Below are 16,671 nucleotides of genomic sequence, written 5' to 3'. Positions count from 1 at the left end.
ATCATTTGGAATAATGGGTATTGTCCCCATCAAAATTTCATTCATACATTATTCTCCATCCGGGCATGATAAAAGCACTAAAGTTATGGAGGCGAATGCTCATGAATCAATTGTGGAGCAAGTGGAGAGGTCCAATTTTGGGCTCAGCACTGCTTCTTTCTTTAACAGCCTGCTTAAATCAAAACGACAATCAACAAAATGTGCAATCCATGGAACAGCGTAATGCCGATGGCGTACACTTGCACAGTACCGATGTGATCCCAAGCTATCATGGGCCCAAGACCGAAACGACCAATGTCCACGGGAAAACGACAAGCGGAATGGGCATGTCCGTCTATAGCATGATCGGTTCATCCAGCCTGCATGAAGGCGGTGTCTCTTCCCATGTTCAGTCAAGGCTCGCGAGTTCAGGCATTGAAGGAGTCAAAGCCTTTGTTCTCAATGACACGATTATTCTGGCACGTGCAGAATCACGCGTTTCTTCTAACCACTATGACAACATGCAGCAAAAGGTTTTAAGTCAGACGCAAGGAATGTCGGGTAAAGGTGAACCAAACGAAGGTGTGATCGGGGCCAAGTCTGCGGACAACGATAATATGTCGCAAGCCAAAGAGCAAGTGAAGAACATGTTTAATGAAGAAGTGCAAATTCTAACGGTTACGAATCCGCAAGCTCCTGCGCTGATCGACCGAATTGCCTCGAAGCTGCATGATGCGCCGCGCGACGAGTCGATCGCCAGAGATATTACAAAGCTGCTGCAAATGGCATCGGATAAAAAATAGGTAAAGGAGTTGATCATATGCCTTTAGGAAACATCGGAGTGACAGGGCTGATCCTCATTCTGTTGATCGCCTTAATTATTTTCGGTCCATCGAAGCTGCCTGAACTGGGCCGTGCCTTCGGTCGTACATTGAGCGAGTTCAAAAACTCAACGCGTGAACTGGTTTCGAGCGAAGATATCCATGATGGAGATAAATTGAAATGACCGAGCACGAGCAGGCACAAGAACAGGAGCAGCATATATTGGAGCATTTAACAGAGCTCCGCAAGCGGATTCTCATCACATTGGGCACCTTTTTGGTAGCCCTTTGTGCCGCTTTTCTGTATGTTGAACCCCTATATGAAATGTTGACTCGCGACGTGGAGGGTCAGCTTCAAGTATTGGGACCAACGGACGTGATTTGGGTATACTTCATGATTGCAGGCGTTATAGCTCTGGCGGTGACGATGCCTGTTGCCGGATTTCAGGTATGGCGTTTCGTCGTACCCGGCTTGAGCACCATTGAGCGGCGCGCATCACTAGCGTATATCCCCGCGATCGGAGCCCTTTTTCTATTGGGGTTGGCTTTTGGCTACTTTGTCATTTACCCCATGGTCCTGTCTTTCCTGGATTCGCTGTCGCATCATTTCATAACAGCTTATACAGCTGAGAGATACTTCCGTTTTATGGTGCATATGACCGTACCATTCGGTGTGCTGTTCGAAATGCCCGTCGTTATCATGTTCTTGACCTCGATTGGCATCCTGAATCCGCTCCGCTTAGCTAAAATGCGGAAAATCGCCTACTTGCTGCTGACGATAGCAGCCGTTACCATTACACCGCCGGATATCGTATCGGACATTCTCGTCATTGTCCCCCTGTTGCTTCTATATGAAATTAGCGTCGGACTGTCTCGCATTGTATATCACAAAAGGCTGACCAAGCTGGAATTGATAAGCGAATAAAAACCAGGTTCGAATCAGGGACATTGCGTATGGATACTAAAAAAGCTTGGAGATCTCTTTTAGATCCCAAGCTTTTACTATGAGTAAGAATATTTTAATAACGCTAGAAAATCGTAGGCACCATTCCGCCATCCATACGGATTGGAGAACCTTTAAACGCGGATGCGTAAGGACTGCACAGGAATGCAGCCAGTCTACCTATTTCCATAGGCTTGATAAATCGCTGTATTTCGGATTGAGGCAGGTTCGTAACCATAAATTCCTTCTCTTTTTCAGAAAAAGTCATATTTTTATCAGGGTACATTCCTTCAATGATTTGGTACACATTCTCTGAGAGGGTTGGTCCTGGCATAATCGTATTAACGGTTACTTCCGTTCCCCTGGTTAATTTGGACAAGCTTTTAGACAAGGATAAGAGCATTGATTTTGTCATGCAGTATTGAGGCATTTGTCCTGAAGGCATTACGGCTTCTTCGCTGGCTATAAAAATAATGCGCCCATCATCACGTTTCAACATATGAGGCAAGTAAAATTTAGTTAATCCATTAGCAGCAAGCACATTCGTACGGAAATATTTCCCCCATACCTCATCATCAACATCCTCATACTGCATAATTTCATAAATACCCATGTTGTTAACTAAAATATCCACATGGGGATATTTTTTAAACAAAGCTTCTCTTTGCTTCGAATCCACGATATCGGCTGCAGCATTTTGAGGAGAAGTCGCCGGGAATTGGGACTTGATGTCATTCACGGTTTGCTCGACCTCTTCATTGTTTCGTCCATTAATGAGTACATGAACACCTTCTCTTGCAAGTTCAATAGCAATGGCCTTACCTATGCCTTTTGTTGACCCGGTAACTAGTGCTGTTTTATTGTTTAATTCCATATCCATAATATAATCATTTCTCCTTTGTGTTCCGGATAGTAATTATATTACTTTGTCAGTAATGTTGAGTAACTAGCACATAACGCCAAAGTACTTGTATAACACGCCAATTGATATTACTAAAGCAACATAATGAAGTAACTGCAACCTGTCTATAGAAACCGTTTAGTTGAGAACGCTATGAATTCATGGTCAGCATTCCCTGCCTTTGTTCTGATGGCGAATGGGTACTGAGATGCTCAGTACGCCAATTTGATGGAGTATCTCCTTCCCAAAGACGGAAGGCACGGTAGAACGAGTTCTGATCTTCATATCCAATCAAAAAAGCAACTTCTTTGAGATCGAGCGAGGGGTCTGCCAAGTACTCGATGGCCTGCTCATGTCTAGCTTGTGTCAGCAATTGCTTAAAGCTCGTATTTTCTTCCGTTAGCCTGCGCTGTAACGTACGATCGCTCATATTGAGCTCCTTCGCCACAGACTGAATGTCAGGTCGCCCTCCTGTGAGACTGTGTTTGATGATCCACTTGACCATCTCGGTAATGGAGCGGTTGTTCTGTAATTCATAAAGTGATCGGTCTAGAGCGGGAGTCAGGATCTCCAGCAATTCTTCGTTGTATGAGATAAAAGGGCGATCCAGATCTCTTCGATAGAGTGTTAACCGGTTACGCTTAGCACCCATCCGGATACGACAGCCAAAATAAGCTTCTAGAGCTTGTACATCACCCATAGGCTGCGAAAATTCAACCAAGTGTGCGGTCAAAGGTTGACCTGTGCCCCGGCGTCCAAGCTCCAAAAGACATGCTAGTGTGATACCCACAAGCAGCGGTGGACCGGGTTGCTCGCCTAGATTCAGCCATTCCAGCTCGATGGTACCGTATTCGCCTTCCTCGGTGATCAGCAAGCGTTCGGGTGGACATAGTTGTTTATACCGAGCCATTCGGTTTAGAGCATCGCGGTAGTCACGAGCGTGGTAAGGCGCTAACACGGTCGGTGGGTACTTCGCCGTTTCAAAGACGGTCGCAAGCTTGACGATGGCTTGGGCAGTGTCACCAATGAGATCGGAATAAGCCTGCCAGATCGCGAAATATTGGGCGGTGCTGACTATAGATTCCGTTATGATGGTGAGCGGTAATTGTGCTTTGCGAGCTATGTCATGGGCGGCAATCCCTAATTGATGTAATCCTTCCCAAAATCCCGGCGGGATTTTAATACGGCCAGATGTATAAGGCTTCATATATAGGGCTCCTTTAGCTACTGTTTATTGTAATGTTAGATATTCCTTGCTTCCGTCCAGGATGGAACTTACCATCCTGTATTGGACTTCTACTTTATAGGTCGATTCTGGATCGTGCTGTGTTTGTTTGCCATGCGAGCGATCATTCGAACTGGTTATATCCGCCATACGATAGCCTGCTGAGCCGAATAAACAATATGAGCGACTAAAGACCATACGAATCCATCTGCTCTGAAGCTGCTGTCGGTAACCATCCTTCCAGCAGTGCTCCCCATTCCGGATGATTGCTTGCGGCAAGCTCGCCTCCGTGTTGCCTAACAATTCTTTGTGAAATGGTTAGGCCTAATCCGCTTCCTCCAGTAGAGCGACTTCTGGAGGCTTCCCCGCGATACAGCGGTTCAAATACGCGCTCAAGTTCTTCCAGAGAGAAGCCCGACCCGGTATCGCGTATCGCAAACATAACCTTATTGCCATCTTTGTTGCACTGGACTTCGATGTCACCATCTGTAGGTGTGTGTCTGACGGCATTATCCAGAAGATTGTTCATGGCTCGCTCCAATAAATGCATATCTCCATTAATGATGCAGCCCTCTGTTACACGGAATGAGATCGAGATGCCTTTTTGCCGAGCCAGCGGACTCAGACTGTCCATCGATTTCCGGATTACTTGGTTAAAATCAACCGTTTTAGTGTTCAGTTCCGACTCCACATACTCCATTTTTGTAAAGGTGAACAGATCCTCTACCAAACGATCCAATTGTGCTGATTTATCCTTGCAAACCGCCACATATTGGGACATTTTCTCCGGGGATTGTGCTATCCCTTGCTCCAGACCATCCAAGTATCCCCGCAAAGCGAACAACGGTGTCCGTAAATCATGCGCAACAGCCGCAATGACGAATCGGCGTTCCTCCTCCAATTCGGCCTGTTTTCGATAGGATTGCTCAAGCCCCTTGACCATAACATCGAAACCGTCGCGTACTTCAGCGATTTCGGTGATCCTGGACGTGGGTAACCGAACATCCCAATCTCCTGTTGCAATTTGTCTAGCTGCATTTCCCATCTTCTCGAGTGGTTTAAGAACGAATCGTCTCATTTCCATTCCGACAACAAAGATCGCAAGCAGCAGCCCGGCAAAAGCCGACATCACTTGAAATTGATTGGACTGAGGCAGATACAGAATAACCCTTCCTAGCAGCTGGCCGTCCTTGATGACGGAGAATCGCTCGGTTGATAACTTAGTGCCTCGTCGATCCGGATTGGAACGATAAATATCCTGATCTGCTGCGGAAAGAATGAGAACATCCATCTTCGCTTCGCGCAGCGCTGAATACAGTTGGTTTTGCCAGTCGGGATCCGTCCATTGGTCTGTGTCCGATTCAATTCGCTGAGTCATTTCCGATATATTTCGTTGCAGCGTCTCGTTTTGCAGCCGACCTTTTTCGAAGCTTAGCGTCTTCGTCTCCATAAAGTGAGCAGCAACAAAGAAGATCCAAGGTAATAAGAGGATAAAGAAAAAGCAAAGCATAGTAAACGTGCGAATGCGTAGTGACCTCATGCTACCCTCCCTCAAAGCGATACCCTACTCCCCATACGTTAACCAGGAATATCGGTTGGTTCGGATCGGCTTCGATTTTCTCGCGAAGCCGGCTAAGATGGACCCGAATCGTGTGCCTGTCGCCCACCCCATCCCAAAATTTCGCTAGTAATTGTTCATAGGAGAAAACATGTCTCGGGTGTTCGGCAAATAATCGCAGCAACTCATATTCCCTGGGCGTGAGCACGACGTTATTTCCATCCACCAGTACTTCTCTTGTGGACAAGTTTAACTTGATGCGGCCGTAATCCAAGACCCTGCTATCCATTTGCTGCGGAGAAGCGGAACGCCGCAATACCGCTTTCACTCTGGCAACGATTTCCCCAGGTGAAGCGGTTTTGACAATATAATCATCGCCTCCGAGAGTCAGGCCTCGAATCTTATCCACATCATCGCTGCGAGCACTCAAGAACAGGATCGGAACATGGCTCTCCCCGCGAATTCGGCGACAAAACTCAAATCCGTTTTGGCCCGGCATCATAATGTCCAGAACAATACAATGAACGGAGGTTTGCTTAAATATGTCCCACGCTTGAGCGGTATCGCAAGCAGTCATTACTTGAAAGTTGTCATTCTCTAGAAAATCTCTTAATAACTCAACGATACTTTGGTCATCGTCTACAACCAGTATCGTCTTGAATACACTCATGTTTATCCCACCTTTGCTTTCCTAGTTTATCATTTTTTTAGCTAGAACTAACGCGTACTTATGTATTGTGATGATTTGTTTATACTTTTGTGACCTTTCTACATCTTCGTTTGAGATATTCGTTTGTTATGCTTCTACTTGCGCACACAGACAGCCTATATTTCGGGTGATCTTCCCGCGCAGTCATCGATAAAGGAGGTTTACATATGGGTTTGGAAAATAACACTTTCTCGTTCTTTCCTTTTGGTGCTTTGTTTTGTCTCACGCTGTTCTCTTTCCTGGCGGTTCGAATATACACGATTCGTCAGCGTTACAAAAGCGATCATCAAAAGGATGACATCGCTATGATTCTGAAGAACCGAATGGCCAAAGGTGAAATTGATGAGAAGGAATATCGCATGCTGAAAGATCTTCTGACTAAATAGAGACAAGGAGGATTTATGGATGCTAAACGTTCAAATCGTATTGTTTGATGGCTTCGATCTTCTGGATGCAATAGCACCTTACGAGGTCTTTTGCGCCGCAGCCATGAATGCTGAAAACGAGTTAAACGTAAAATTGGTCACAGCAGAAGGACCAAGATCCGTGCCTAGCGGCATCAACGGGTTGAGGATTGAAGCAAGTGGCAGACTGGACCCGGAACGTGCGGGCATCATTCTCGTTCCGGGCGCGTCCGGCGACGTCGAAGGTGATGGGCCCGATTCGATTCCGGCTATTCTGGGCCGAGCCATGAGTAGCGAATTGACCGAGATGATCAAGCAGGCTCTCCAGCTAAAAGATATTACAGTCGCTACCGTCTGTGGCGGTTCCCTGATTCTTGCCATGGGAGGCCTCCTAGAAGGCAGGCCGGCGGTAACGAACCATCTAGGCATGGACTTACTTGGTGCAACTGGAGCAATTCCCGTCTCGGCTCGCGTCGTGGACGACGGTAATCTGGTTACCGGCGGCGGTGTAACTTCAGGACTCGATGTAGCGCTATATCTGGTGGAACGTGAATTTGGGCCTCGTATTGCTCACGCGGTCGAGCAGTTATTCGAATATGAACGAAGAGGAACGGTTTGGAGGGATGCAGGGATAACGCCTAACGTTAATAAACCATTGACGAGTGACGAACCAAACACTGCGATAAACAAAACAGCGATGACACTCACCCCCCGCTCCCAGCATAGCAAAAGCACACAGGCATCGGTCTTCGACGGGGATTGGGAGACCACTATCGCTACGCCCGTCGGGAAGATGGAGGTCAAACTCTCCATATTGACAAGGAACGATATGATCCAGGGCACGGCAACGCAGGGGGATGAAACCATTGAGTTTATGAACCCTGTGCTTCAGGATAACAAGCTGGCCTGGTCACTGCGAATCACAAAACCCATGCGCTTGAATCTCAAATTTGAAGTTGTCGTCGATGGAGATCACATGGTCGGAATTGCCAAAGCTGGCCTTCTGCCTGCATCCAAATTAACAGGGAATCGGGTTTCCTGATCGTAAGAAAGAAAAACCGCGGCATACACGCGATAATGGCTTCCAAGTATGTATGTCGATCGAGTTTTTCTTTTCCAGTAATGGTGTGCATCAAATATGGAGTTTCGGGAGTTGCGAACGGATGAAGAAACGGAAATCGCTATATCTATTGCTGGCCTGTGTCAGCATTCTATTTATACTATACGCCTTGGTGAAAAACTATTGGATCGATCCCAGTGCTTCGGGGTTTTTAAGTCATAAGAACGGGCTGAAACGCGAGCTCAATCTCCCGGTTTGGCTTAATGTTATGTACGTTCATGTTGCATTCGCATGTATGGCCATGGCATCGGGAATGGTTAACTTTTCGAATCGGATATTTGAAAGAAGCCGCAGGCTCCATCGCATAAACGGCTATGTATATATCGTATCCGTACTGCTAGTTGTGCTGACTTCCGGATATATGGCCCCCTATGCCACAGGCGGAAAAATAAGCAGTATGGGATTCAATCTGCTGAATATGATCTGGCTGTTTATCACCATTACGGCGCTCGTCCAAATCAAAAGGAAACGGATCATCCGTCATCGAAATTGGATGATTCGTAGTTATGCCTTTTGCTTCACGAACATGTTGATTCATCTCATTACTTCCCTTTTTCATCAGGGATTCGGGTATGTTTACGCTACCAGCTACACCATCGGCGTTTACGGCTCAATTGCGCTGCTGCTAGTTATTCCTGAAATTATCATCAGAACGAATCGAAAGGAATTGGTATAAGAATGAAAAGAATACTTAGCTTACTCATGTCGTTTACGCTCGTTCTAAGTCTGTTAGCCCCCGCAGCAAGCGCGGAAACAAAAAAGAATCAGGATCCATCCAAAGACAAAAGCGTGCATGTACAAATCGTATTATTCGATGGATTTGATCTGCTGGACGCATTAGCGCCATATGAAGTATTTGCAGCAGCTGGAATGTACACTGGAGGAAAAGTTACGGTAGAATTGGTATCTGCAGAAGGTAAGCGTTCGGTGCCGAGCGGGCTGAATGGGCCCACCCTTGAAGCGCAAGCCGTATTAGACCCTAACCGTTCCGGGATTATTGTGGTTCCTGGAGCTTCGGGAAAGCCAGCGGGGAATACCGTAGATGCAATCCCCAACATATTAAGGCAGGCTAAGGATACGGGCTTAACCAGTATGATGAAACAAGCTATGAATAATAAGGAAGTTACGGTGGCTACCGTGTGTGGAGGTTCATTGCTGCTGGCTATGGATGGTTTATTGAAGAATAGATATGCTGTCACCAATCAGATAGGCATGGGTGCTCTAGGAGCTCTCGGTGCAATTCCAGTTGATGCAAGAATCGTGGAAGATGGTCCTCGCTTAGTGACTGGCGGAGGTGTTACTTCCGGACTTGATGTGGCCTTGTATTTGGTTGAGCGTGAAGTCGGGCCACAGATTGCGAATGCCATTGAGAAGTTATTCGAATACGAGCGTAGAGGCACGGTGTGGCAAGCAAAAGGCATCACGCCAATTAGCTTTGAGACGAGCCAAGAAACGCCTGAAAAAATACAACCGGCTGTACCAGGGACTAAAGCTGAAAAATAAGGACTCGTGGCATTCGGGGAGCTTGAAACCTCGTCGGCCCCACCTGCCGTTTATTAGAGATATCTAGTCACAATGAATACATGTCGTTTCATTTACTCGCTTAAAGAAATTGCATGAATTCATCAAAAAAGCCGCAATTATGCGGCTTTTTGCGTGTATGTTATTCTCTATCAAAAAATCTACTATACCCTTTTTGAAAATCCGGCTTGCGAGGATTATTCTGGAGAGTTTCAACCATATCCTCCTCATCCCAAAGCATATTATCATAATGAAAATCCCCATGCACAACGCATGTCTGAGACGATGCAGAAATTTCATAATACTTACTCAGGAATTCCATAACTTGATTCATCTCGACTCTGGAAAGTTTGGTTTTCCAACAGTGGGAGCCCTTGCTCCATGTCGTTTCGAACATCCTGTTCAAAGGGGTATGCAAGTTTAAGCCTTGTTTTGCATTTTTTATATTTTCCTCAACGTAACTGCTCATTCATCGTGTTTCCCCCCACATTGCATAAATCCATCATGTCCATATCGCGAACATGCTGATACTTATCATTACTACGCTGAATACCTTTACGCTTTTGAAGATAAGGTGCCTTCTAAAAATGTAAAAATCAAACCAGCAAGTTCTTCTGCATGTGTTAGCGTGGCCATATGGTCAGCCCCCTCGATTACCTCGAAACGGATGTCTTGAACACGCTTGAACTGTTCCGCAATTCGTTGTATATCCTCCCATTCGACCGTTCCCTGAATAAACAGCGTCCTTACAACAAGCTCCTCCAACCGCTCGATCGCTGGTGGCATCGGCCACACAACCTCGAAGCTCTTCCACTCACTAAACACTCTGGTCATATACAACGTGTGCATCTCGCGCAAAAAACCCCGTTCCGAGCTGGACATCGTCACACGATAATTCGGCCCGCTTAACGATTGTTCAACCAGACGGTTAGCATCAGGTGCGCATGCATTCACTTGGGCCATCCAATCGATGAATGGCTGGGAGTGCTCGAATCCGGTTAGCGATGGTGCAATTAATACTAAATGGTCAACCCTGGAAGGGTAAGTCAAGGCAAAATCCGTAACTGCCTGCCCTCCCATGGAATGACCGACAAGCGAAGCGCTGTCAATTTCCAGATGATCAAGCAATGCTCGCAGGTCTTCAACCAAGCTGGTTGGTTTTTGCGGCGCTGGAGATTTTCCCGTTCCCCGACCATCATACGTGATGACTTGATGGCTCCGGGCTAAATGCGGGGCAATATACCTCCATTCTCTTGAGTCTACACCTGGACTGTGTACCAACACAACAGGTGTCCCAATGCCTTGAGTTTGATAAGCTAAATCCATTTGAAAACCCCTCTCTCCAATGAATGATTATCCAGATTATGATTCTAATATAATTTAAGACTGAACGTTCGGTCAATAGAAAATGTAATGAAACAAACAAAGCCGCCAATGGCGACTTCTTAAACATGTGATAACCCTATCGAGAATTGGTGAGGGAAGCCCGGTTGGCCTTTGAACATCAGGACACCCTCACTGACTAAACTCCAGATTCTGTACATGATGAAAGAATAACTTATATGTTGCTTTGAGATTTCCAATGTTTTAGTCACGACTTCTCCAGCGTTAACCATATCACCAGGATTGTGTTTATCTAGCAGCTCCATGACCGATTTAACAATAACCTCGTCCAGTTTATCTTCTTGGCAGCCCAAGACTTTTCCCTCTTCCCAGAGTCGAAGCACATAATCCTGTCCTGACAGCTCCAACCATTCTGATTCATATCGCTTCCTTAGATCAGAATTCAGAGGGATCCCCTCACCGTAATTTCTGACAATATCGATGTATTTATCTCGTTCGACCAATGCCTGCGATATTGGAGCATTACCCTGCCCCGTTTCTGTGAGTGTTTGTGTCACATTGACCACATAGACTGGACTTTTCCGCTCCCTCAGCAGATACATTGCAAATCGAAGTCCCGTTTGATCATGGGCGTTATCCGCACACCATGTCACAACGGTTTTGTTCTCCGGTATATTCTTTAGCGTATCTATCATAAGCTCGATTTGGTGTTCCTTGTTTATACTGTCTGAATAATATGAATCCCTGTCATGTTCCATCAACCAAATTTGTCTCCGGAGCTGCCCTTCCTTTGTGCTCAATTCCGTGATTGGACCGACTGAAAACCAATCATTAAAAGCGACTACCCGAGATTCCTCACGTTCACCAAGTTGACTGAGCGCAACTTTTAATGAGCCGGCTTCAGAGAGGCTGAACACAATATGGACGTGAGTTTGAAGCTCCTCTTCCTGCAGCCGCTGGTTGTTAACGGACTCTATATGCTTTTCCAACAGATTATACAATCTCTGACCGAACACTCTATCTTCATGTTCACCATTCGTTGAATCGTGTATCGCTTTATTCAGCAACTGACGAAGTAAAAGCCAACGTTCTCTTTCTCCAAACCCGCTTAATTTCTCCAAGAGTTTATCGATTACGATCCCTCCCAAACTTTCAGCTAATCCATATTAAAAAAACAAGAAGTTCATCACTTCTTGTTTTCAGCACAGCTGCCTCGCTTCGATGCCGTGTCCAATACCGACTGGATAGTTTGCTCTTCCAGGTATTGATACAATTGCCGTTCTGCGCCGTCCATCACCTGTTTGACCAGGCATACGCACTCACGGGGATTGTCCTCTTGCATCTCGGCAGCCTTCTCTTCGGTTAACAAACGATGCTGCTGCGAATTGATATTAGAGCATTCAAACAACTGCTGCCTTCCTTCAATCACCTGTATAACTTCAAGGAATGTAATCTGCTCGGCCGTCTTGGCCAGCTCGTAGCCACCGTTCACTCCCGGAACTGCCCGCACGATTCCATCCTGTCTCAGCTTGGACATGATTTTGGATAAATAGCTTTCCGAAACGCCCAGCGTCGCAGATAACTCCTTGATTCCGATGTTCTGGTCACGCTCCGAATGAGCCAAATGGATTAAGGCGTGCAGAGCATAATCAACGCTTTTGGAAAACTGTATGGCGGTTTCCTCCTTTAATTCGAATGACATGGACCTATGATATCCATTATATTAATTTGGATTCTCTTTTGCAATGAATCCACGTTTCAGGATGAAGCATGGTTAAATTTACCTACTATTACTTTGTGAAGAACCTACTTTTTTTATTTTTTAAAAAAAGCCGCCGAAATGGCGACTTCGCAAGCAAATTATATTATAGCCTTCAAAGCTTAAATCCTTCATGAATCAGTCAGTATGACTTCCTTTTTCTTGTAATTGATCACGAACTTCTGTCAGTGCGAAACCAAGCAGATTCTTTCCACGCCATTTCATGGGATTGTCAGCGTACGGATCATCCTTCGCCAAGCCGATTCCCCATATCCGGTCAACAGGACTTGCTTCCACCAAAATCCGATTTTTCGTTGTGCTTATATACAATCCTAATTCCGGGTTCTGCTTGAACTTGGCATAATTCCCGCGCTTCACAATGTCATAGCAGTGTCGTTCCCAAACCTCGTTATCAAAGGATCGGACTGCACGACCGAATGCTTTCATCTCTTTGGGATGTTTAGCCTTCATAATCGCTTCCAGCATCTTATGATCACCAAACAACCGTGCTTTTTCTGCCATCATATATTGCTCAGTGCAGTTATAAGATACGCCATCTATCACAAAGGTGCATTTCCACCACTGACTGAAGCAGCTGTTACTAACGCTGCCGTCGGCTGGAAGCGTATGACCCCAGAAGAACAGAAACTTCCGCTTTCCCCCGGCCAAATAGGTCTTTTGTAAATCTTGGATGCTGTATATCAAGTGAACACCTCCTGCTTCTATTAATGAGACAGTCCAAAAGACTATTTCAGTGTGTTGCTATTCGGAGGATCGTACATGCCCGATGTGTCCTTGAACCATTCGAAGATATGGGATACACAAACCTTGAGAACCGCATAGCCAGGAACGGCTAACAGAATGCCAACCACACCGAACAGATTACCGGCCGTCAGTATGACAAAGATAATCGTAATGGGGTGAATCTTAAGCGTTTTGCCCATGATTTGCGGAGAGATGAACTTCCCTTCAATTAATTGCACGATCGTCCATACCGCCACCATCTTCAGCAGCATCACCGGAGAAGTAACCATAGCCACAATCAGCGCAGGCGTAATCGCAATTGCGGGTCCCAGATAGGGCACCACGCTGGTGAACGATGCAATAATCGCCAGAATCAGCGCATAATCCAGACCGATGATCATATAACCGATATAGAGCAGAATCCCAATACAGAAGCTCACAATAATCTGCCCGCGGATAAACGAGCTGATCTGATGATTGATATCCTGAAGCACATGCAAAATTCCGGAACGACTCTTTGTCGGAAGGAAAGACAATATTTTCTGAGGGAGCCTTTTTCCATCTTTTAGCATATAAAACAGCACAAAAGGTACGGTCACGATCGACAACACAATCTCCGTAAAAGCACCCAGGAACCCGCCCACTCTACTCCAAGTATGGTTCAGAATTTCCGTTGCCTTTTGCGTGACGGTTGTCCACCATTCTTGGGAATTAATGTTCATTGTTTCTTGAATCTGATTATACAACTCGCTGCCCGTTAAATCTTCAAACTGCTGTCTAACCTTTTCGCTATATGTCGGAAAATTGTCAATCAGTCCCATAATCTGGTTGCGCAGTACCGGAATGACGGCAAGCACCACGATCGTTAGAATACCGGCAATAACCAGATATAGGATCAGGATGGACCATCCGCGCTTGATTTTCCTTTTCTCCATCAAATCCACCAGGGGGTTCAGCAAATAATAGAGGATCCCTGATAAAATGATCGGCAAAACGATCGTCTTGAGTAACACGGCGAGCGGATGCAGCACAAACGAAATCTTGCTTATAACCAACACGTTGAGTCCAACCAGCAACAGAACAAGCAAAAGAAGCACAAACTTATTGTTCAGAAAAAAGCGCTTAAACCGATCCGGCCAAACACGGGGTTGCTCCATATATGTCCTCCCTTACTTATGTATACATATTCAAGATGTAAAGCTGGGCATCGATTCACGACACCGAAAAAAATCCGCCAAAATGACGCCATCTTCATTCTTTTAACTATAATGTTTGAACGGGGCACATGTCCAGTTTAGCAAGAACGAACAAGGATTATGTTTAGATATTCACTGACATTAATCCTGGAACAAGCCCGCATGTCATTAAGACACGCAGGCCGAAGCTGTTCAGTGTTGTTATATTACAAGTACCGAGAAATAATGCGCACCAATTTTGCTGGCAGCTCATTCAGGTTGGTAATATCCAAAAACCTCTCGACACCATAGATCTGACTAATGACATCCTTGTCTTGACCGATGGCTGCCGCCAGAAATTTGACTCCTTTTCTTTCGTATTCGGATAGAGTCTGCTGCATGTCCTGAATGGCCAGACTTCCGGTATAGTCTTCCATGGCTTTAGGCTGCCCGTCGCTGATGCTGATCAACAGCTTGGTTTGCTTTGGTGAATTTGCTAACCGTTCCGCCATAATTCTTAAAGCCATACCATCCCGATTATTACTTCTGGCTCGGATCCCCATCAGCCTGAACCGATCGCGGACATCCGGTTGATCGTAATCGGCATAAGCGAAGATGGACATTTGCTCCAAACGGGAAACATCCGCAGTATCCCCATAAATTAAAACAGGAATATGGCAAATCTGACAAAATTCATAGACCGCGATAACCGCCCGCTTGGCCGCCTCCAATCTTCCGAAAGCAGCCATCGATGCGGATTCATCCACCCTCAAACCGACCACAAGACCAGGGGATTCCGTCGGAGGACGCTTCTTGGCAAAATACCTGAAATCGCGGTAGGCCACACTGTCTGCCTGAAATTTAGAACCGTAGTAATGGTTCTTGGCAAATTCTGCAGTTATCTCGTGCTCCAATAGCGGCAGCGTCTGTCTGGCAATTTCCCGGACGATGGGCATAAGGCCCTTACTCAGACTCCGATATTCCTCCTGCTGGTTCGGGTCGTATTCAGGACGGTGAACGATCAGCTTAACAGCCTGATGAATCGAATCGGACACGATGGATCTGGAGACTTGATTCAGCTTTTTGCGGAAGTCCCGCTCCTTCTGTTTCTCCTCCTCCGTCATGGGTTCGGGATTGGCCTGGTGATATTGCGGTGATCCGTCCTCCCCCGAATCCGTACTCTCCATATCCGCTGACTCATCCGAAAGAATGGATGTGCTGTCTTCGCTTTCAGCGGACTTTTTTAACCGGAGCCCTTCTTCCTTGGCTTGCCCATCAGGAATGGAATCCAGGTCGATATCGCTGTCCCAGGTTGTGATCTCCACTGCCTCTGTATTTCGTTTATTATTCATTTCAAGCGGGACTTCCTCTAACATATCCAGTAAGCCTTCGCCTTCCAGCGCATGTTCCAGCAGTTTGATCTCTTCCGAATCGGTTGTTATTTTGTAGATCACTTTATGATAAAGGGATTCCCTCGCAGAAGCACCTTGAGCAACGGCATCCACCCAATAGAAATAGGAACGCATGCCAGCAACGCCTTTTATGGCATTAGCCCGGGCTGTTTTATCCAATAGGATAATGACGCTTGCCAGTACGTCCAGCATTTCATCGTTCCGATAACCGGTTTTGGCCATTGCCCGCTCCATCATGATCTCTTTGGTCGGCAGGTCCATCTTCTCCGTATGCTGAACCCGGTCACGCAATGCCTCGTTAAGCGGCCTCGATCCCGCATAACTGCGGTTTGCCGTAATCACGGCTATGAAATCCGGATGCCGGTGCACGATCTCCGTTGGGAGATTAAGACTCCCACCCGGCTCCAATGCGGAATTCAATGCCATCAATACGCCAGCATCCCGAATCACGTTCGGTTCCTGTATTTCTAGCAGATAGCCCTTTTGAAAAGCTCTGACGATCTCGGAAGCGTAAAATCGATATTCTACAGACCCATCCTGAGCGTTATTCGCGGCCAGCTTCAATAAATGCTTCATCTTGGCGGAAGCCATCTCTTGTGTGATCTCCAGCGCCTCCATTAAAATATCCGTCGAGCTTCGAAAGCCATCGCTTTCGTATAATGCTTTCAAGGCTGCTTGGTCCGCAGCTTCCAACTGCTTCATTCTATCAGATGAAATAACCGGTAAAATGGCTCCGAGAATATCCGATTTATCCATATCGGCAAAACAAGTTACTTTGGTATAGGGTAGCCTGAAGTTTGCGGACAACGCCTTGGCGAGCTGCGTTTTTCCGGAGCCGGCATCTCCCTCCAATAGAATATTGGCGATTTTCATCTCACCGCGATGCCAATTACGCTTGATTTCATTCGTGATTCGCCGTTCTTCCTCGCTTACTTTATGCGTTAATGGTTTTTTCCAGACAAGGCTCTTTTCTTCCTCAGTTAATGCTCTCCCAGGAGACAGCACGTTAGATTCATTGTCATTCTGGTCTTTCATGACTGCTCACCTCCAACCCCT

18 protein-coding genes are annotated in these 16,671 nt (G+C 46.2%); 7 read left to right on the top strand and 11 right to left on the bottom strand.

Going from position 1 to position 16,671, the window contains the following annotated elements; all coding sequences use genetic code 11:
* The first annotated feature begins 101 nt into the window (after window positions 1-101).
* The 3 genes from J7E85_RS20265 to tatC are packed head-to-tail and all read left to right on the top strand — an operon-like array spanning window position 102 to window position 1,725.
* The gene (locus tag J7E85_RS20265) at window positions 102-782 is read left to right on the top strand and encodes a hypothetical protein (protein ID WP_215160853.1); all 681 of its coding nucleotides are present in this window, start codon (window positions 102-104) and stop codon (window positions 780-782) included.
* Window positions 783-799: 17 nt separating this feature from the next.
* Complete coding sequence (tatA, locus tag J7E85_RS20260) at window positions 800-985, top strand: twin-arginine translocase TatA/TatE family subunit (protein WP_071221680.1); 186 nt, start codon at window positions 800-802, stop codon at window positions 983-985.
* Window positions 982-1,725: a twin-arginine translocase subunit TatC gene (gene tatC / locus J7E85_RS20255; protein WP_098744314.1), complete on the top strand. Its 744-nt coding sequence runs from the start codon at window positions 982-984 to the stop codon at window positions 1,723-1,725. The genes tatA and tatC overlap by 4 nt, the downstream gene beginning before the upstream one ends.
* A 103-nt stretch (window positions 1,726-1,828) precedes the next feature.
* Here the strand turns inward: tatC and J7E85_RS20250 are convergent, their stop codons facing one another.
* The 4 genes from J7E85_RS20250 to J7E85_RS20235 all read right to left on the bottom strand — a co-directional run bounded on the left by J7E85_RS20250 (window position 1,829) and on the right by J7E85_RS20235 (window position 6,097).
* The gene (locus J7E85_RS20250; protein ID WP_215160851.1) at window positions 1,829-2,623 is read right to left on the bottom strand and encodes an SDR family NAD(P)-dependent oxidoreductase; all 795 of its coding nucleotides are present in this window, start codon (window positions 2,621-2,623) and stop codon (window positions 1,829-1,831) included.
* A 172-nt stretch (window positions 2,624-2,795) separates the two neighbouring features.
* Window positions 2,796-3,851 (bottom strand): helix-turn-helix transcriptional regulator, encoded by a 1,056-nt coding sequence (locus J7E85_RS20245; protein ID WP_215160849.1) that lies wholly within the window; start codon window positions 3,849-3,851, stop codon window positions 2,796-2,798.
* A 205-nt stretch (window positions 3,852-4,056) separates the two neighbouring features.
* Window positions 4,057-5,409 carry a sensor histidine kinase gene (locus tag J7E85_RS20240; protein WP_215160847.1) on the bottom strand — a complete coding sequence of 451 codons (1,353 nt, stop codon included), beginning with the start codon at window positions 5,407-5,409 and terminating at the stop codon, window positions 4,057-4,059.
* 1 nt (window position 5,410) lies between these two features.
* Window positions 5,411-6,097, bottom strand: a complete 687-nt coding sequence (locus tag J7E85_RS20235) for a response regulator transcription factor (RefSeq protein ID WP_215160845.1) — start codon at window positions 6,095-6,097, stop codon at window positions 5,411-5,413.
* A gap of 206 nt (window positions 6,098-6,303) precedes the next feature.
* Here J7E85_RS20235 and J7E85_RS20230 point away from each other — a divergent pair, with 206 nt between their 5' ends.
* From J7E85_RS20230 to J7E85_RS20215, 4 genes are all read left to right on the top strand, one after another.
* Entirely contained in the window at window positions 6,304-6,522 is a 219-nt protein-coding gene (locus tag J7E85_RS20230) for an SHOCT domain-containing protein (RefSeq protein ID WP_215160843.1), read from the top strand.
* 19 nt (window positions 6,523-6,541) lie between these two features.
* Window positions 6,542-7,582 carry a DJ-1/PfpI family protein gene (locus J7E85_RS20225; protein WP_215160841.1) on the top strand — a complete coding sequence of 347 codons (1,041 nt, stop codon included), beginning with the start codon at window positions 6,542-6,544 and terminating at the stop codon, window positions 7,580-7,582.
* A gap of 121 nt (window positions 7,583-7,703) precedes the next feature.
* Window positions 7,704-8,336, top strand: coding sequence for a DUF2306 domain-containing protein (locus J7E85_RS20220; RefSeq protein WP_215160839.1), 633 nt, complete (start codon window positions 7,704-7,706; stop codon window positions 8,334-8,336).
* Window positions 8,337-8,338: 2 nt separating this feature from the next.
* Window positions 8,339-9,163, top strand: coding sequence for a DJ-1/PfpI family protein (locus J7E85_RS20215; RefSeq protein WP_215160837.1), 825 nt, complete (start codon window positions 8,339-8,341; stop codon window positions 9,161-9,163).
* A 160-nt stretch (window positions 9,164-9,323) separates the two neighbouring features.
* On the opposite strand, the gene J7E85_RS20210 is transcribed toward J7E85_RS20215, so the two are convergent.
* From J7E85_RS20210 to J7E85_RS20180, 7 genes are all read right to left on the bottom strand, one after another.
* Window positions 9,324-9,650 (bottom strand): phosphotransferase, encoded by a 327-nt coding sequence (locus J7E85_RS20210; protein WP_215160835.1) that lies wholly within the window; start codon window positions 9,648-9,650, stop codon window positions 9,324-9,326.
* Window positions 9,651-9,736: 86 nt separating this feature from the next.
* On the bottom strand, window positions 9,737-10,507 hold the full coding sequence (locus tag J7E85_RS20205) for an alpha/beta fold hydrolase (protein ID WP_215160833.1): 771 nt from the start codon (window positions 10,505-10,507) through the stop codon (window positions 9,737-9,739).
* 119 nt (window positions 10,508-10,626) lie between these two features.
* The gene (locus J7E85_RS20200; protein WP_251035880.1) at window positions 10,627-11,646 is read right to left on the bottom strand and encodes a DUF1835 domain-containing protein; all 1,020 of its coding nucleotides are present in this window, start codon (window positions 11,644-11,646) and stop codon (window positions 10,627-10,629) included.
* Window positions 11,647-11,711: 65 nt separating this feature from the next.
* Window positions 11,712-12,197, bottom strand: a complete 486-nt coding sequence (locus J7E85_RS20195) for an RrF2 family transcriptional regulator (RefSeq protein ID WP_215161081.1) — start codon at window positions 12,195-12,197, stop codon at window positions 11,712-11,714.
* Between the two features lie 225 nt (window positions 12,198-12,422).
* Window positions 12,423-12,989 carry a riboflavin biosynthesis intermediates N-glycosidase gene (locus J7E85_RS20190; protein ID WP_215160831.1) on the bottom strand — a complete coding sequence of 189 codons (567 nt, stop codon included), beginning with the start codon at window positions 12,987-12,989 and terminating at the stop codon, window positions 12,423-12,425.
* A gap of 41 nt (window positions 12,990-13,030) precedes the next feature.
* Complete coding sequence (locus J7E85_RS20185) at window positions 13,031-14,185, bottom strand: AI-2E family transporter (protein WP_215160829.1); 1,155 nt, start codon at window positions 14,183-14,185, stop codon at window positions 13,031-13,033.
* 245 nt (window positions 14,186-14,430) lie between these two features.
* Window positions 14,431-16,650, bottom strand: a complete 2,220-nt coding sequence (locus J7E85_RS20180) for an AAA family ATPase (RefSeq protein ID WP_215160827.1) — start codon at window positions 16,648-16,650, stop codon at window positions 14,431-14,433.
* Window positions 16,651-16,671 lie beyond the last annotated feature (21 nt).

Source organism: Paenibacillus sp. ISL-20 (assembly GCF_018613005.1).
GTDB lineage: Bacteria > Bacillota > Bacilli > Paenibacillales > Paenibacillaceae > Paenibacillus_AQ.
The sequence above is the reverse complement of the archived record's forward strand: the minus strand, read 5'-3'. Positions and strand labels throughout refer to the sequence as shown.

Coding starts and splice junctions, on each gene's coding strand:
- J7E85_RS20265 (WP_215160853.1), top strand. CDS start 102: ATGAATCAATTGTGGAGCAAGTGGAGAGGTCCAATTTTGGGCTCAGCA.
- tatA (WP_071221680.1), top strand. CDS start 800: ATGCCTTTAGGAAACATCGGAGTGACAGGGCTGATCCTCATTCTGTTG.
- tatC (WP_098744314.1), top strand. CDS start 982: ATGACCGAGCACGAGCAGGCACAAGAACAGGAGCAGCATATATTGGAG.
- J7E85_RS20250 (WP_215160851.1), bottom strand. CDS start 2,623: ATGGATATGGAATTAAACAATAAAACAGCACTAGTTACCGGGTCAACA.
- J7E85_RS20245 (WP_215160849.1), bottom strand. CDS start 3,851: ATGAAGCCTTATACATCTGGCCGTATTAAAATCCCGCCGGGATTTTGG.
- J7E85_RS20240 (WP_215160847.1), bottom strand. CDS start 5,409: ATGAGGTCACTACGCATTCGCACGTTTACTATGCTTTGCTTTTTCTTT.
- J7E85_RS20235 (WP_215160845.1), bottom strand. CDS start 6,097: ATGAGTGTATTCAAGACGATACTGGTTGTAGACGATGACCAAAGTATC.
- J7E85_RS20230 (WP_215160843.1), top strand. CDS start 6,304: ATGGGTTTGGAAAATAACACTTTCTCGTTCTTTCCTTTTGGTGCTTTG.
- J7E85_RS20225 (WP_215160841.1), top strand. CDS start 6,542: ATGCTAAACGTTCAAATCGTATTGTTTGATGGCTTCGATCTTCTGGAT.
- J7E85_RS20220 (WP_215160839.1), top strand. CDS start 7,704: ATGAAGAAACGGAAATCGCTATATCTATTGCTGGCCTGTGTCAGCATT.
- J7E85_RS20215 (WP_215160837.1), top strand. CDS start 8,339: ATGAAAAGAATACTTAGCTTACTCATGTCGTTTACGCTCGTTCTAAGT.
- J7E85_RS20210 (WP_215160835.1), bottom strand. CDS start 9,650: ATGAGCAGTTACGTTGAGGAAAATATAAAAAATGCAAAACAAGGCTTA.
- J7E85_RS20205 (WP_215160833.1), bottom strand. CDS start 10,507: ATGGATTTAGCTTATCAAACTCAAGGCATTGGGACACCTGTTGTGTTG.
- J7E85_RS20185 (WP_215160829.1), bottom strand. CDS start 14,185: ATGGAGCAACCCCGTGTTTGGCCGGATCGGTTTAAGCGCTTTTTTCTG.
- J7E85_RS20180 (WP_215160827.1), bottom strand. CDS start 16,650: ATGAAAGACCAGAATGACAATGAATCTAACGTGCTGTCTCCTGGGAGA.